This is a genomic window from Trichlorobacter ammonificans, assembly GCF_933509905.1.
GTDB classification, from domain to species: domain Bacteria; phylum Desulfobacterota; class Desulfuromonadia; order Geobacterales; family Pseudopelobacteraceae; genus Trichlorobacter; species Trichlorobacter ammonificans.
Window position 1 is genome coordinate 2,654,160 of the sequence record NZ_OW150024.1, and the last position, 15,505, is coordinate 2,669,664.

Consider the following 15,505-nt stretch of genomic DNA (forward strand, 5'->3'; position numbering starts at 1 on the left):
CATGAATTTTAAGCATAGCCTCTAGTATACTTTTTGATTAGCATTTTAGTGGATGGTGTAACGGCCGATGCAGCAAGCAAGGTCACTACATAGCAAGCAAAAATGGTAACAGCCCCGCTAAAACCATATATTTCCCAACTTATAACATATTTAGCAAAACCTCCAACAACTAATGAAATAAGTAGCGGGAGTCCAAAATCACGAGTTAACCACTTATTGTGCTCAAAAGGAATGAAATATGAGTGAGTTACTCTCACAATAATGTAATCCTGAATTAAGCTAATAAATGTATATGCGATAGAAGCACCCAGCATTCCGTAGTGCTTTGCTATTATAAGCATGGTCGGTGCATATACAAGCACGGAAAAAAAATAAACATACACTAGATGTTTGGTTTTACCAAATGCTTGACTTACTGCATACTGCATACATAACATACCATTAAATGCTGCCCCAATTAACAATATTGACAATAATGGCGAACAGCGTTCAGATGTTAATGGGTTATTTGTCCACAATAACAGTATTTCATTAGAAAATAGAATTATAATTACTGATACAGGGATAACAGCTATAGACATAAACTGATTTGCTTTGTGGTAAACGACTTTAAAAGCATCTAAATCTTTTTGGGCCACTAACTGTGTCATCAACGGCAAAAATGCCGAATAAATTGGATAATATAGCATAAACAAGCTTCCTACTACTTGCCATACCAGACTGTAATAACCAAAATCAGCAAGAGACAGTTGTTTGCTGAGGACTATTTTGTCGAGCTGATTAAACAGGATAATTAAAATAGAAACAGCACTCATGCCAGCAGCAAAGCGCCACACAGAAATCAGAGTACTTGGCTTGAATTTTGGCGCGCATCGCCAATTTCCTGGCAAAACACACCATAGGGCCACGGCGATAGTACCCACATTTGCAACACTCATGAATAATTGCCAATTAAAAAAAGCTCTAATAGGATCATGCGAAACGATAACTGCTATTACAGAGCCAGCCCCTCGCATTGTCCAGATTAGTGTATTGAGAACATTAAAAAGTACTTGTTTTTGTAATCCCATAAGTGCGCCAGTATAAAAGCCTACTGGCCATTGCAGTACGATCGATAACCCCATAATCACTACTGCATAATTTATCGTCTCAACCGGTAATGACGCTGAATGGAACCACTTGCTGACTATTATAGGAGATAAAAGAAGCACTCCTATGCAAAGCACTATAGCAACCGCCCAGTAAACAATTTCTAATGTTCTGACCATATCACGAATTTGCTGCTCTTTGCCCGTGACAGCTGTAAAGCACGCCATTTCACGATTGATTGATGGGCTCAGTCCCATATCGAGTATTGTCATTAGCGGCTGTATAGCGGCAAAGGCTCCGATCACACCATAGGCTTCAATTCCTATATATTTTATATAAAGCGGCACAAAAGCAATATTAATAATCGCTGCCCAAATTTTGCCAGCGTAATTGGCAACTATATTTGATCTAAGAGAGCTCAAATTTTGTCCTTAGGGTCGGTTGTCGTGACACCTCGAGCACCTTGAAGTTTCCATTTCATTCAAAAGCCTTGGAAGCTTATCAGCAATGTTGTCCGAGTACCACAGCAGCACTCCATTTTCCCCATCAGACTTGTAGTAAACACCACTATTATCTTGATTTTTTATAATTACAGCAAGCGCATTGGATATTATAGGGTTGTTATTCGTTCCAAATTCTTTGTCTATCAGATAAAAAGCTAGCGCAGTATCCGCACAACACTCTACGCATCGTGGGGCTTCAGAATCATAGTTAAAGGTTGCAATATCTGTTAGCATGTATTTTTTTACCCCATTTGAAATTTTCGGTATTTCAGAATAAAAAATATCATACAAATCTGGAAATATTTTTTTTATACTCTTTTTGTTCTCTAAAAAACTGGACAGCAAAATCATGCTATAGAAAGCGTCATGACTGTTGTAAAAAAGCTGATGCGGCAATTTTTTTAGGTACTTTCTATATTTTGTATTAGACAAAGAGTCGTAATCCCACAATCCTGAAGAACCATGATAACCCCTCAAGCTGTGCTTAAACAAATTTACAGCCATATTATATAGATTTTCTGGACACTCACTGGTCAAATCACAATAATAGGCAATGGTTGTAAATGCAAAAAAATTAGGATTATACGTTTCATACTCGCCATTATTGGTTTTGGTGACAAGTCTTTGCTTTACATAAAATTTGTCCAGTGACTTTATAGTTTTTTCTGCATAATCTAAGTATATTTTGTTGTTTGTCTCGCGATAGACATCCAAAAAAATTTTTCCAAAAAATGAGTTGTACAGTGAATTAGTTCCAGCAAAACTTGACATATTCCATGTCCAGTCAGCATTCTTAACCTGAATAATATATCTTAAGACCCTTTCAAGCTTGTTTCTGTAATAATCAGTTCTGTATTTTCTGTATAACTCAAGATACATAGATGCAATAGTACCAAGATACAAAGGATATCCTTCGTTATACTCGTATCCGTATTTATTATTTTCGAGTGACACAATGAATTTCTCATACAAATGAATACTATTCCAGTAACGACTAGTATCTATAATTGTTGAATTCATGCTAACATTATTGTCAACATTGTAAACTGAATCGCTTTTATTGATATTTACAGCCAGATATAAACTAATAATCAGAATTACTAAGGCGCAAATAATAATTTTACACCTTATATTTGCAAGCTTATTATTCATAGTTATGATTCGATTAAGTTTATATTTCATATAAACAAAGAGCTTCGCAAAGCTTTTGTTACTGATAAAATATTAGCCTCAGTTAGATATGGATGCATCGGCAGACTCATAACGCCCTTTGCTGCAGCCTCTGCAACAGGGAAACTCCCTTCCACATGCCCCAAACTTGCAAAAACCGGCTGCATATGCAGCGGAACAGGATAATGGACCGCCGTTGGAATGCCTTTCTCCTGAAGTTTTTTAATCACCTCATCCCGCCCTTTAACCTGAATAGTATACTGGGCATAGACAGAACTGCTACCTGGTGCAATATATGGCGTAACCCCTACCCCCGAAAGTAGTTCGGAGTACCGTGTTCCAATTCGCTCACGTGCGGCTACTTCGTCACCGAAAATCTCCAGCTTTGCAAGCAGAACAGCTGCCTGCAGGGTATCAAGGCGACCGTTTATCCCCAGTATCGGGTGGTGATAGCGACGGTCCTGTCCATGGCTCATGATCTGCCGCATTTTTTTCGCCAAGGCGTCGTCATTGGTGAAACAAGCGCCGCCATCACCGTAACAGCCGAGCGGTTTTGAGGGGAAGAAGCTGGTACATCCGATGGTTGAAAGGGCACAGGATTTGCGCCCCCGGTAGGTGGCGCCGAAGCTCTGACAGGCATCCTCGACAACCGGCAGGTTGTATTTGTCTGCAATTGCATTGATGGCGTCAAAGTCGGCGCACTGACCGTAGAGACTCACCGGCATGATTGCCTTAGTTCTGACCGTGATGGCCGCCTCCAGACGTAGCGGGTCAAGGTTGTAGGTTCCAGGATCAATATCGACAAAAACAGGAGTAGCCCCCAGCAGGGCTATCATTTCGCCGGTGGCAATAAAGGTGAAGGGGGAGGTAATGACTTCATCACCGGGACCAATTTCAAGCGCTATCATGGCGATCAACAGGGCATCGGTTCCACTTGAAACGCCAATGGCGTGGTGTACACCACAGTAGTCCGCGAGCTTTTCCTCAAGCTCACCAACCTCCGGCCCCATGATGTATTGCCCATGCCCGAGCACGGCCTGCATGCGACGATCAAGATTAGCTCTGATTCTCTGTTGTTGCGTTGCCAGATCGATAAATGGAATGGTCTGCATGACTCAAGCCTTTATGATGTTCGGTGCCGGAGCGCCGTAAACCCCACGCGTGTCGATGATCAGCACTGCGTGTTTCCGGAGCAGCTCATAGTCAAAGCGGTCATGGTTGGTGGCAATGATTACACAGTCGTACCCCCGCAACGAGTCGGCAGTAATCGCAACGCTGCTGAGATCGAAGTGATGCTCGCGCATTTTCGGAAAAACCGGTACGTGAGGATCAGAATAGGATATGATGGCCCCCTTGTCCCGTAACATCTCCATAATGGCAACCGACGGAGATTCTCGCATGTCATCGACATTCTTTTTGTAGGCAATCCCCAGTACAAGTATCCTGCTGTCCTTAATTGACTTGCAGTGGCTGTTAAGTCCATCGGTGACTTTACTGATCACCCATTCCGGCATGCTGCTGTTGACCTCACCGGCTAACTCGATGAAGCGGGTGTGCAGGCCGTATTCACGCGCTTTCCAGGTCAGGTAGAACGGATCAATCGGAATGCAATGTCCTCCCAGGCCGGGACCTGGATAGTAGGGGGTAAAACCGAACGGCTTGGTGGCAGCCGCGCGGATCACCTCATGAATATCAATCCCCATTCTGTCGGCAACGATCTTCATTTCATTGACAAGGCCGATATTGACGGCACGATGGATATTTTCTAGCAGCTTGGTCATCTCGGCAACACGGGTGCTGCTGACCGGCACAACCGTGTCTATCACCTGACCGTAAAGGGCAAGTCCTGCCTGCTGGCACTGTTCGGTGGCTCCGCCGCAAACTTTGGGTATTGTACGGGTGTGGAAATCGGGATTACCCGGATCCTCCCGCTCCGGCGAATAGACAAGAAAGATATCGCGCCCCACTACAAGACCGGTGGACTCAATGCGTGGTCTCAGCTCTTCGTCAGTGGTGCCGGGGTAGGTAGTGCTTTCCAGCGAAACAATCTGGCCGGCACGCAAATGTGGGACCAGTGCCTCGGTAGTGTCGATAACAAAGCTCAGGTCCGGCTCCCGGTATTTGTTCAGGGGAGTGGGAACACAAATTATCAGGGCATCGGCCTCGGCACTGCGGGAAAAATCGGTTGTAGCCTCAAAGCCCTTACCGAGTGCCTTCCCAATTGCCTCTGCCGGAATATGCTCGATGTAGCTTTCTCCCCGGCTTAGGCTATTTGTCTTCTCTGCGTCGATATCAAAGCCAAGTACCTTATAACCGACCTCGGCATAGCGCAGCATGAGCGGCAGCCCAACATACCCGAGGCCGACAATACCGACAACAGCCTGCTTCTTGATAAGCTTATCAACCAGTGTGATGTGCATCCGCTTCTATCCTTCCTAGCATTTCAAATCATCGTAAAAGACAGTTCCGATTGTTTTGTCCGCCGGCAGGGGTGCGTCCTCGTCCAGGTCGAGACACCTGAGAATTCCGGGCTCGATTTCGCGATAGCGATAGCCGCTTTCCTTGCAGACCATGATCCCGTCCGGGCCGGGGATAAGCGGCAGGCCGTGGCGACTCATCCACCCTTTCTGACGAGCTGGCACCCCGACCATCAGGGCATAATCGGGAACATCCTTCGCCACTACTGCGCCGGCGGCAACAAAGGCATACCGGCCGACGGTGATACCGCAGACCACGGTGGCATTGGCGCCAATGGAGCAGCCGCGGCGCAGCAGGGTTCTCTCATACAGCGCACGCCGGACAACCTGGGAGCGAGGATTGGTCACATTGGTAAGAACACAGGAAGGCCCAAGAAAGACATCATCTTCGATAACGGTCCCTTCATAAATAGAGACGTTATTCTGCACCTTGACGTTTGAGCCGATGACAACGCCGGGCGACACCACGCAGTTCTGTCCAAAGCTGCACTGTGCGCCGATTCTGGCACCGCTCATGACATGGCTGAAGTGCCAAATCTTGGTACCGGAGCCAATTTCAGCCCCTTCATCGACGTATGACGATTCATGCACGAAATAGTCAGCCATGATTCACCTCATGAATATGCTGCAAGAATGGGTGCGAGGAGGCCGAGATGCCAATCTGCCTGGCCTCCCTGATGTCGTGGGCAAGCACGATGGCAGGACGGGCATCATTGAGCCCGAAGCCGTTCCCTTCAAGCGTGCGCTGGTAAACCACCGTATGCAGGTCCGTAAAGCCTTCCGAGAACTCGATTTCCTTGCCGTCCACCGTAATGGAACGAAAGGTGGACAGGCCACACTCCGTTGCCGATTCAGGGAGGTCCTTGCGATCGATGGAAAGGAACCACTTCACCCTGGCTCGCTCCAGCTCAATATAGCCGCCAGTTTTCAAACTATCCGCATAATGCACGTCGCTGCCCTGCACCGCTCCGAACAGCCAGATCAGCAGATCAAAAAAGTGAATACCGATATTGGTGGCAACGCCACCGGCTTTCTCAGGGTTTCCCTTCCAAGAGTTAAGGTACCAAGGCCCTCGGGAAGTGATGTAGGTCAGGGTAACATCATGCTTGACCTGCCCCCCCGCAGGGTAATCACCCAGCAGGGATTCGCGCAGAGCAACCAGCGAGGGATGGACGCGGAGTTGAAGAATGGTATTCACTCTGCGACCGCTTTCCTCTTCCAGCTCCTGTAATGCATCAAGATTCCAAGGATTAAGTACCAACGGCTTTTCGCAAATGGCATCCGCCCCGATACGCAAGGCAAAACGGATGTGCGCATCGTGAAGATAATTGGGTGAGCAGATGCTGACGTACTCGATACGGCTTTCCCCAACCTGACGCCTCAGCTTTTCAGCAAAACGGTCAAACCGTTCGAATTCGGTAAAAAAGGGAACGTCTGAAAAAAAGCGGTCAAGAATTCCGACTGAGTCGTTGACATCAAGAGCTGCCACCAGGCGATTGCCGGTATCCTTGATGGCCTTCAGGTGGCGGGGGGCAATGTAGCCGCCGACGCCGATAATGGCAAAATTTTTCATGGCTCGTCCCAAACTCCTAATAACGTTATATCTGTACCAATGCTATTCTTACCGACGTTACCCGGCATTGTCTGTTGCACACCCCACTCTGCTGTGGAGAGAATAGCCTGAGCTTTGCGAGGTACTGAAGACATTACGAGTCTGTCGCGTAGGCTCGGTGTGGTCGACATAGCGATACCAAGATTATTATTAAACACAGCAGCCGGAATGACTGAACTATACGGGCAGGAGCTGATGTATTGTGGTGGATAGTTGTGGATGGCACCCTGATATTCACGATCGGCACCGGTGGTATTGCCAGAAAAGCGGGGCTGGGGTTGCCGTTTAAATGGGGGCAGTGCTGTTTCGCATAATGCAGGAGCATCGGGGAGGAGGGCTGTGACAATACTATACTTGCCACCAAGCCGTAGCCGTGCCACTCCTGTCTGCTCCATTCCCTGACGACGAAGGGAAACAGCTCCTGACATTGTTATGTGTACTGCTATTCCGTACATGGCCACGCCATGGGAAAACATCGGACTGCACTAAATGTCATACAATATCTCGTAAGGAATGTACTGGTTAAAATGTGCTTATATCCCCCTCCCTCCTATGTTTTCAAGTAAAAACTTAAGCAGCAAATAAGATACTTTAGCACCTTGGAGTATCAAGGCGGCCTGCTTGTGGGGCCATCCTGGATTTTAATAAATAAGACTGAGATAGTCGAGATTCAAAAAAGATCGCATTAAAACACCAAAGGACACACAGCATTCGCGTTTCCACCAGGTTAACGCAGCTTTCCGCTGAGGAACACCAATGTAACAGCCACGGCCAGCGCCAGTAGCAGTGCAGCCAAGCGCCAGGAGAACATGCCGGTTGAGCGACGTGCCTCCGCAGGCTGTTCCTGGTGCATGATCTCCTTTGCAGCGATCTCCACCTGGCGGCGCTGCACCTGGGGTTTTCCTTCCAGATAGGCGACCATCAGACTGCGGGAAGCCACCAGGTTGATCAGACGGGGGATACCGTTCGAACAGCGGTGAATTTCCCTGATGGCTTCCTGATCGAAGAGATGGACGGAACGGGCACCGGCTCGTTGCAGGCGGGTGGTCAGGTAGTCGGCGGTAGCCGGCTCCGAAAGGTGGGAGAGCCGTGCGCGGACCGATATCCGCTGGTTCAGCTGCCGCAGGTTGTTTGAAGCGAGCTTTTCAGTCAGCTCCGGCTGCCCCACCAGGATGATCTGCAGCAGTTTTTCCTTCTCGGTCTCCAGATTTGAGAGCAACCGCAGCTCCTCCATGGTCTCGTCCGGCAGTTGCTGGGCTTCGTCAACGATGATGACTACCCGCCGCCCCTGTCCGGCCTGTTCCAGCAGAAAATCCCGGAACTCCTTGATCATGTCGTTTTTGTTGCCGGAAAGGGGGTAAATTACCTCCAGGTCCTGCAGGATCGCTTCCAGAAACTCTTGCGGATTCAGCCGCGGGGTCATGATCAGGGCGATTTCCGCCTTATCCAGCCACTTGTTCACAAAAATCCGGACCAGGGTGGTCTTGCCGGTGCCCGGCTCGCCGGTAAGCAGACAGAACCCCTCGCGGTTATTCATGATGTAATCCAGGGACAGCAGGGCGTTGGCATGGTCGCCGGAGGGATAATAATAGGCCGGATCCGGCGTCAGGGCGAACGGGTCTTCCAGCAGGCTGTAAAAGGCAAGGTACGAAGTGTTGGTCATGGGGTCATCCCTTTCCCACCGCCGAGATCAGGTCGTAGACCGGCAGGAGCAGCCCCATGATGATCACGGCGAACATGACGCCGATAAAACCGATCACCACCGGTTCGATGATCTTGCCCAGCTTGTCGGAAATCTCGTCCAGTTTTTTCAGGTAGTGGGTGGCCAGGAAACTGAACTGGTTATCGAGACTGCCGCTGCTCTCGCCGATCCCCACCAGCCGGACCACCATCACCGGGAAGACCGGATGCTTGCGCAGGGCGTCGGCGATGGTGCTGCCGTAGGTGATATCTTCGCGGATCTGGTCGAAGGCCTTTTTGAAGACCGCGTTATGGACAACGCTGGAAACGATCCCCAGGGTACGGTCGACGGTCAGGCCGGCCACGATCAGTATCCGCATTTGCTCGGCAAAGACCGCCAGCAGCCGGTTGTACTCGATCAGCTTGTAGATCGGCAGCCGCAGTTTTGCGGCATCGATCAGATACAGCCCCTGCTCGCTCCGCTTGAGCAGCCTGAAGCCCCCGTAGGCCGCGGCAACAACCAGCGGCGCCAAGTACCAGAACTGTTGCGTCACGGTGCTGGCTCCCATGAGGATACGGGTCAACAGCGGCAGCTTGACCCCCATTCCCTTGATGGTGCCGATGATTTGGGGCAGGACGAACACCAGCCAGAAGATCAGCGCCCCCAACGTGGTGACAATGGCAAAGGCCGGATAGATCAGCGCCTTCTTGATGGCAGCTGTCAGGTCCTCCACCCGCTGCAGGTGCTCCGCCACATCAGCCAGACTCTTCTCGAAGCGGCCGGTCTCCTCCCCCACCCGCACCAGACGGGTAAAGATGTCCGGAAACACGGCGCCGCGCCGGTCAAGGGCATCGGAAAAGGTGGAGCCCTGCTCGATCTCCTGCTTGATGTTGCCGAGTATGTTGCGCAGCGTCGGATTGGGGGTCGCGCTGATGATATCCGCCAGCGAAGTGGTAATCGGCAGGCCGGCCCCCATCATGACCGACAGGCTGTTGGCCAGCTCGATGATATCCATTCGCCGGACTTTTTGCTGGGCAAACCGGCGCATCAGACCGTCAAGCAGCCCCGCGCTCTCCTGTATGGACAGCACGAGGTAGCCCCGGGCGGCAAGGTCCTGCGCAACAACCTCCTCCGACTCCGCCTTGATCAGCCCCTGCTGCCTGACTCCGTCTCCGTCGACAGCCTGATAGCGGTAGGTGGTCATCCGGCGACCCGCAGGACTTCTTCAATGGTGGTCAGCCCTTCGGCAGCCTTAAGCAGGCCGTCGTCCAGCAGGGAGCGCATCCCCGCCGCGCGGGCCGCCTCCAGGATCGAGCCGCTCGAGGCCCGCTCGAACACCAGTTGCTTCACCGCGTCATCCAGCACCAGCACCTCGTTGATCGCCACCCGCCCCTGGTAACCGGTGTCGCTGCAGGAGGAGCAGCCTTTTCCCCGCTTGCCGCGGGTCATCACGTAGCCATGCTGATCGAACAGCCGCCGCTCTTCCTCGGACAGCAGATACTCCTCCTTGCAGTTGCGGCAGATCTTGCGCACCAGGCGCTGGGCGATCACCGCAGCCAGAGCCGAGGAAAGCAGGAAGGAGTCCACCTTCAGGTCCAGCAGACGGGGAACCGCCGTCACGGCATCGTTGGTGTGGATGGTTGAAATGACCAAGTGGCCGGTGATGGCGGCCCGCACCGCGATCTGTGCCGTTGCCTCGTCACGGATCTCGCCCAGCAGCATCACGTCCGGGTCCTGGCGCATGAAATTCCGCGCTGCCAGGGCAAAGTCGAAGCCGGCCTTCTCATTCACCTGGCTCTGCTTGACAAAGCTTAAGCGATATTCCACCGGATCTTCAACGGTGATGGTATTTCGCTCCAGACGGTTCAACTCCCGCAGCGCCGCGTACAGGGTGGTGGTCTTGCCGCTGCCGGTGGGGCCGGCCACCAGGATGATGCCGTAGGATTTATTGAAGATTTTTCGAATCTGGCGCGTGGTTTCCGAGGTCATGCCCAGGGATTCAAGCCGCAAGAGCGGCCCGGCCCCGGCCAGCAGGCGCAGCACCAGGTTCTCGCCGTAGATGGTGGGCACCGTGGAAATACGCACGTCGAAGCGTTTGGAGAGAAACTCGTAGGTGAAGGCGCCGTCCTGCGGCAGCCGCTGTTCGGCGATGTCAAGCTGGGACAGCACCTTGATCCGGGAGATCAGGCCGTTGTGCGCCTGTTTCTGAATGCAGTGGCCGTGCTGCAGCACGCCGTCGATCCGGTAGAAGACGTTGGTGACATCGCCGGAAGGACTGATATGGATGTCGGTGGCCTGCTTGCGCACGCCGTCCATCATGATCAGCTCGATCAGCTCGGCGATGGTTGCCCCGGGAATGGCGCCGGTCATCTGCTTGATGGAGGCAATCAACCGGTTCATCCGTTCCTGCACCGGATGGCTGATGAAGAAGTAGGCCTTCTCCAGGGTCTCCTGGTACTGGTCGTTATCCACCAGGAACACCCGCGGCTGCTTGCCGATCATTTTGGTGACCGTATCCACGGCCACGATGTTGCTGGGGTTGGTGATACCAATGGCCAGGCGACCGTCCTCCACCACCGCCAGCGGTATGAAACCGCCTTTTTCGGCGGTTTCCTTGGGGACCAGCCGCAGGGCATCCTCACTGGGCTGGATTTCGGAAAGGTCGATGAAGTCGATACCGGACTGGACGGCAATGGTACGGGCGAACTCGGCGGCAGTCACGAATCCCAGCTTGATCAGCACGTCTCCCAGAATGGCGCCGGTCACCTTCTGATGCTCCAGTGCGATATGCAGCTGGGTCGGAGTAATCGTGCCCTGGGCGATCAGCAGGTCGCCAATCTTGATGGGTGCGGCCATAACGCCTCCTATTCGCCTCCCACGAGGTACGGTTGGAGGACCACCACCAGTTCGGTGCGCTTGTCCTCATAGTTCTTGCGACTGAACAACGTCCCCAGCCAGGGTATGTCCCCCAGCATCGGAATCTTCTCGTCCTGCAGGGAGTTCTTGTTGGAGATCAGCCCGCCGATCACGATCATTTCGCCGCTGCGCACCTTGATGGTGGTGGACAGTTCCCGCAGATCCACGGTGGGCACGTTGATTGAAGTCTTGTTGTCGCCGCTGCCCACATCCTTGGGGTCAAGCTTGATCAGGTCGGAAATAATCGGGGTGACCGTCATGGCGATCTCTCCCCGACTGTTGATATTCGGGGCCAGGCCGATCATCATGCCGGACAGGACGTTGCTGGTCTCCACCGAAAAGGTGGTCACCGGCGGCGACGCGCTGGTGGTGGTGGAGGTAACCTTGGAAATGTAGTTGGTGTTGCGTCCCACCGACAACAGGGCGGTCTGGCCGTTCATCACGCTGATACGGGGATTGGAAAGGGTTTTCACCTCACCCTGGGTCTTGAGGGCGGTCAACAGGCCGTTGACGTTTCCGCCAGCATACCCCAGACGAAAAGTGCCTGTTTTCATTACATCGGCAGCAGTATTTGCCAGCGCGCCGAAGCCGCCGGTTATGGCTCCTGTTGAATTAAACCATTTGGCATTAGCGAGAAAGTCCCAGTCAATACCAAACGTGGTGGCATCATTTAACTGCACCTCGATGATGCGGGCCTCCACCAGCACCTGCCGGTTCAGCGACGCCTTCAGGGTATCCAGGAACTTCTCGATGGCAGCCAGGTTGGTACGGGTGGCGGTCACCATGATGGTGCCGGTCAGGCGGTTGATGACGACATTTTGTTGAGGGTGCTGGCCGCCGGGAGCTCCGGCGGCAGGGTTGCCGGAAGCCGGCCCGGTACCCGACGGATTCCCCGCAGCCCCTTCCTTCTTGTTCAACAATACATTCAACGACTTTTCCAGGGATTCCCAAAAATCAAACGCCTTTGCATCATGTTTGATGCTCTGGTTTACCGTTCCCCTAATGTTGGAGGAGCCGGAACCGCCGGAGCCGCCCGATGTTCCGGAGCCGGAGGACGATCCCGAACCGGAGCCGCCGCCGGCGGTCAGACCGGCCGCAGAGCCCAGAATATCCCCCCCCACATCGACGGAATAGCCCTGCACCATGGCCGGATGGCCCAGTTCAAATATCTTGGTGCCGGTGGCCTCCACCAGCAGGATGTTATCCCTGATGCTGTAGAAATAGTCGGCAGAATTGAGGATCGTGGAAAGGGCGTCCTCCGCCGTCACCCGCTTCAGGGTAATGGTGACCGGCCGGTCCTGCTGGATGCCGGGGCCGATGATCAGGTTCAGGCCGGCGGCATCGGCAATGACGTGCAGCACATCCCCTAGTGCCGAGTTGCGGGTCTGGATATTAACCAGCTTGGTGCGGGCAGGGGACACATCGTCGCTGACCGGCTGGTAGTCGGGGGTCTTCAGGGGAGAAGGCTGCGGTGCGCGGTTCTGCAGCACCTGCAGGTTGGACTGCACGAAGGGTTCTTCAGAACGGGCCGCCGGTACCAGCGGTTGTTCCGCCGCCGGCCGCGGCGCCACGGGCGGTGTATTGGCGCAGGCGGCCAGCATGCCGCAGAGCAGCGCCGCCGCCACCGGACGAATCCACCTACCTGCCTTTGCAACCATAGCGCCGGTTACTCCTGTGACACCCATACCGTTCCCCTTTGTCCCCGCAGCAGTACGCGGCTTCCCTCGATCCGTTCCAGTCGCCATCCTTTGAACGCTCCTCCCACTGTCAGCGGTGTGCCGTCGATGATCGCCGTGCCGCCACCGGAGCCGTCGTGCAGGATCATGGACACCTTCGGCAACGCCGGTCTGGGAACCGGTGCCGCAGCTACAGCCGGAGCCGCAGCACTGGCTTCCGGCTTGCCCGGCACCGTTCCGGCCACCGGCACGGGCGGAGCGGGCGGTGTCACCGGCAGCGCCAGTGTGCTGTTCTGCCAGTCCTTGCGGGCAATGGTCAGGGTGGCCGGCGCAAAGTCGGCCACCGCCCGTTCCCGGACACTCAGGGGAGGTGTAAAGCGCACCTTCTGGTAGACCAGCAGCGGCACCACCAGGCAGGCCAACACTCCCCCCACGGTCAGGGCGATGTCAAAGCGCAGGTTCATCGAGCTCCGCTCCCTCCGGCTGCCAACGGCATGAGTACGCTGCCGTCAACCGTGAACTGTCCGGCCCCGTTGCCGTCCACGACCACCTTGGTCACCACCACAAAGGGAAAGGTTTCGGTCTGCAGCCTGCCCAGCGCGTTGATTACCGTGGGGTAGCTCGGCAACGGCAGCTTGAGTGAAAAGCCGATCGATGCACTGCCGTCTTTTTTCTCCAGGGCGCTGACCGTCATCTCACCGCTGTTCAGGGCAGCCTTGATCTGGTCAAGACGCGAAAACAGCAACAACTCGGTGGAGCGTTCGCCCCCTCCCGCCGGCACCAGCTGTCTGAAATTGGCTATCTGCTCCTGCATCAGGCGCGTATCCTCCACCATCCGCGGCAGGTTGGCGACAATGGTGCGATGGGAGACCTTCAGCCGGGCCAGCGACTGCTCCGTGCGGACCATGACCGCCAGGAGGATGCCCAGCAGCGTGCAGAGGGCCAGCAGCACGATCAGGTGCCGGGAGGCTTGGCGGGTGCGGGCGAGCAGTGCGGCATTCATGGCTTGTAGGTGGCTCCGACGGTAAAGACTCTGGTGCCCAGGTCCAGTTGACGGCCGGTGACGACAAGACCGGAAAGTTGCTGCAACGACGACAGAACGGTCTCAAACTCACGCTGCGCCGCGGCATAGCTGTCGCTGCTCGTGGTTCCGGTCACGTTCAGCAGGACCGTATCCTTATCGCGGGCCGCCTGTATGGCGGTAATCGTCGCACCGCTCTTCCGGACGCGCTCAAACGCCACCAGAAATCGCGGAATGTCCGGGGGAGCCAGGATCGCATTCATGGCTGCAATCAGCGGCTGGTCGGCATCACGCTGCCGTCGTGCCTCCTGATGGGCGTCATGAATGACGGCAAGGCTGGCCTCTTGCCGTTTCAGTACGGCGATATCCTGCCGCAGCTCCCTAATCGACAGGCCACGCAGCCCGACCAGGACCAGCAGCAGCGCCAGAACGACCAGACAGCCCCGTTTCGCCTGGCGGAGCACCCCTTGCTGCGCGATCTGCATGCTGTAGGCCGCAGGCAACAGGTTGCCGGAAGCCTGCACCGGCAGGGTCGCCAACGCCAACGGCACCAGATAGTGCTGCAGCAGTTCAGCATCCGCCACAATGCCGGGAATAGCAGAGAGCGCCGTCATGCGGGGGGGCGGCCCCTCAGGGTCGTCTTCCTGCGGCATATTCAAGGCGATGACCCGCTCCGGCCGCATTCGCAGGGTCTGAAAACAGTAGTCCAGTGTCATGGTGACGTTCTGGCGGTCAAAAAGGTCCCAGCCGTAGGCCGCGGAGGCGATGGAACGGGCAAAGACAACCGCACCGTCCTCAGCAAGAAACAACGTCTTGGTAACTCCACCGTCAAAGGCGCACAGAAGCGTGCCGTTCCCGCCGTCCTCCAGACCGCGCAGCAGCGTTGCCAGCGCGAACGGTGCCGCCACCATGGTCTGCACGATCTTGTTGTGACGTATGAACGGCTCCAGAATCGGCTGAATATCGTCATGGGGCACCAGGCAGCAGGCCACCCTGCGGATGGTTCGACCTTCCACCGGCAGATCACCGATCACCTGTACGGCGCAGGAAAACTCCTGCAGCTCGGGATGATTGCGCGCCGCTTCGTTGCGGGCAACCAGCGCGGTCAGCTTCGCTTCGACCGGGGGAATGGTGACGGTTTCGTAGAGGGTATCGGCAGGACTGATGGCAACCAGGTAGGAACGGGACCGATCATTCGCAAGAAAGGCATCCAGCTCGGATTCGGCGAGCGTCAGGGCGCGTTCCGGCACAAAGGCGCCGGAGGCATGGTGCCCGCTGACGATGCGGATTCCGTCCGACTCAAAACTGATCGCCGTTATCGCTGCCACCCGCACTCCCGCCCCACCGAGATTTCAGCGGA

At 54.3% G+C, this 15,505-nt stretch carries 13 protein-coding genes; all 13 read right to left on the minus strand.

The window, feature by feature from the left end; all coding sequences use genetic code 11:
- Positions 1 to 8: 8 nt before the first annotated feature.
- A complete protein-coding gene (locus tag RAK07_RS12175) occupies positions 9 to 1,511 on the minus strand; it encodes a lipopolysaccharide biosynthesis protein (protein WP_305733103.1) in 1,503 nt (500 codons plus the stop codon).
- 9 nt (positions 1,512 to 1,520) lie between these two features.
- Entirely contained in the window at positions 1,521 to 2,744 is a 1,224-nt protein-coding gene (locus RAK07_RS12180) for a hypothetical protein (protein WP_305733104.1), read from the minus strand.
- A gap of 26 nt (positions 2,745 to 2,770) precedes the next feature.
- Complete coding sequence (locus RAK07_RS12185) at positions 2,771 to 3,874, minus strand: DegT/DnrJ/EryC1/StrS family aminotransferase (RefSeq protein WP_305733105.1); 1,104 nt, start codon at positions 3,872 to 3,874, stop codon at positions 2,771 to 2,773.
- A 3-nt stretch (positions 3,875 to 3,877) separates the two neighbouring features.
- Complete coding sequence (locus tag RAK07_RS12190) at positions 3,878 to 5,182, minus strand: nucleotide sugar dehydrogenase (RefSeq protein WP_305733106.1); 1,305 nt, start codon at positions 5,180 to 5,182, stop codon at positions 3,878 to 3,880.
- Between the two features lie 15 nt (positions 5,183 to 5,197).
- Positions 5,198 to 5,845 carry an acyltransferase gene (locus RAK07_RS12195; protein ID WP_305733107.1) on the minus strand — a complete coding sequence of 216 codons (648 nt, stop codon included), beginning with the start codon at positions 5,843 to 5,845 and terminating at the stop codon, positions 5,198 to 5,200.
- Positions 5,838 to 6,812 carry a Gfo/Idh/MocA family protein gene (locus RAK07_RS12200; protein WP_305733108.1) on the minus strand — a complete coding sequence of 325 codons (975 nt, stop codon included), beginning with the start codon at positions 6,810 to 6,812 and terminating at the stop codon, positions 5,838 to 5,840. Before RAK07_RS12200 ends, RAK07_RS12195 begins: the two co-directional genes overlap by 8 nt.
- 766 nt (positions 6,813 to 7,578) lie before the next feature.
- Positions 7,579 to 8,514, minus strand: coding sequence for an ExeA family protein (locus RAK07_RS12205; protein WP_305733109.1), 936 nt, complete (start codon positions 8,512 to 8,514; stop codon positions 7,579 to 7,581).
- 4 nt (positions 8,515 to 8,518) lie between these two features.
- Entirely contained in the window at positions 8,519 to 9,736 is a 1,218-nt protein-coding gene (locus tag RAK07_RS12210) for a type II secretion system F family protein (protein ID WP_305733110.1), read from the minus strand.
- A complete protein-coding gene (locus RAK07_RS12215) occupies positions 9,733 to 11,388 on the minus strand; it encodes a GspE/PulE family protein (protein ID WP_305733111.1) in 1,656 nt (551 codons plus the stop codon). The genes RAK07_RS12210 and RAK07_RS12215 overlap by 4 nt, the downstream gene beginning before the upstream one ends.
- 8 nt (positions 11,389 to 11,396) lie before the next feature.
- On the minus strand, positions 11,397 to 13,106 hold the full coding sequence (gene mshL / locus RAK07_RS12220; protein WP_305733112.1) for a pilus (MSHA type) biogenesis protein MshL: 1,710 nt from the start codon (positions 13,104 to 13,106) through the stop codon (positions 11,397 to 11,399).
- An 8-nt stretch (positions 13,107 to 13,114) separates the two neighbouring features.
- Positions 13,115 to 13,588 (minus strand): hypothetical protein, encoded by a 474-nt coding sequence (locus tag RAK07_RS12225; RefSeq protein WP_305733113.1) that lies wholly within the window; start codon positions 13,586 to 13,588, stop codon positions 13,115 to 13,117.
- Positions 13,585 to 14,127, minus strand: a complete 543-nt coding sequence (locus tag RAK07_RS12230) for a hypothetical protein (protein ID WP_305733114.1) — start codon at positions 14,125 to 14,127, stop codon at positions 13,585 to 13,587. The genes RAK07_RS12225 and RAK07_RS12230 overlap by 4 nt, the downstream gene beginning before the upstream one ends.
- Positions 14,124 to 15,473 (minus strand): hypothetical protein, encoded by a 1,350-nt coding sequence (locus RAK07_RS12235; protein WP_305733115.1) that lies wholly within the window; start codon positions 15,471 to 15,473, stop codon positions 14,124 to 14,126. Before RAK07_RS12235 ends, RAK07_RS12230 begins: the two co-directional genes overlap by 4 nt.
- Positions 15,474 to 15,505 lie beyond the last annotated feature (32 nt).

Excerpts from the sequence above, each read along its gene's own strand:
- RAK07_RS12180 (WP_305733104.1), bottom strand. The coding sequence starts at position 2,744 with ATGAATAATAAGCTTGCAAATATAAGGTGTAAAATTATTATTTGCGCC.
- RAK07_RS12185 (WP_305733105.1), bottom strand. The coding sequence starts at position 3,874 with ATGCAGACCATTCCATTTATCGATCTGGCAACGCAACAACAGAGAATC.
- RAK07_RS12190 (WP_305733106.1), bottom strand. The coding sequence starts at position 5,182 with ATGCACATCACACTGGTTGATAAGCTTATCAAGAAGCAGGCTGTTGTC.
- RAK07_RS12195 (WP_305733107.1), bottom strand. The coding sequence starts at position 5,845 with ATGGCTGACTATTTCGTGCATGAATCGTCATACGTCGATGAAGGGGCT.
- RAK07_RS12200 (WP_305733108.1), bottom strand. The coding sequence starts at position 6,812 with ATGAAAAATTTTGCCATTATCGGCGTCGGCGGCTACATTGCCCCCCGC.
- RAK07_RS12205 (WP_305733109.1), bottom strand. The coding sequence starts at position 8,514 with ATGACCAACACTTCGTACCTTGCCTTTTACAGCCTGCTGGAAGACCCG.
- RAK07_RS12210 (WP_305733110.1), bottom strand. The coding sequence starts at position 9,736 with ATGACCACCTACCGCTATCAGGCTGTCGACGGAGACGGAGTCAGGCAG.
- RAK07_RS12215 (WP_305733111.1), bottom strand. The coding sequence starts at position 11,388 with ATGGCCGCACCCATCAAGATTGGCGACCTGCTGATCGCCCAGGGCACG.
- mshL (WP_305733112.1), bottom strand. The coding sequence starts at position 13,106 with ATGGTTGCAAAGGCAGGTAGGTGGATTCGTCCGGTGGCGGCGGCGCTG.
- RAK07_RS12225 (WP_305733113.1), bottom strand. The coding sequence starts at position 13,588 with ATGAACCTGCGCTTTGACATCGCCCTGACCGTGGGGGGAGTGTTGGCC.
- RAK07_RS12230 (WP_305733114.1), bottom strand. The coding sequence starts at position 14,127 with ATGAATGCCGCACTGCTCGCCCGCACCCGCCAAGCCTCCCGGCACCTG.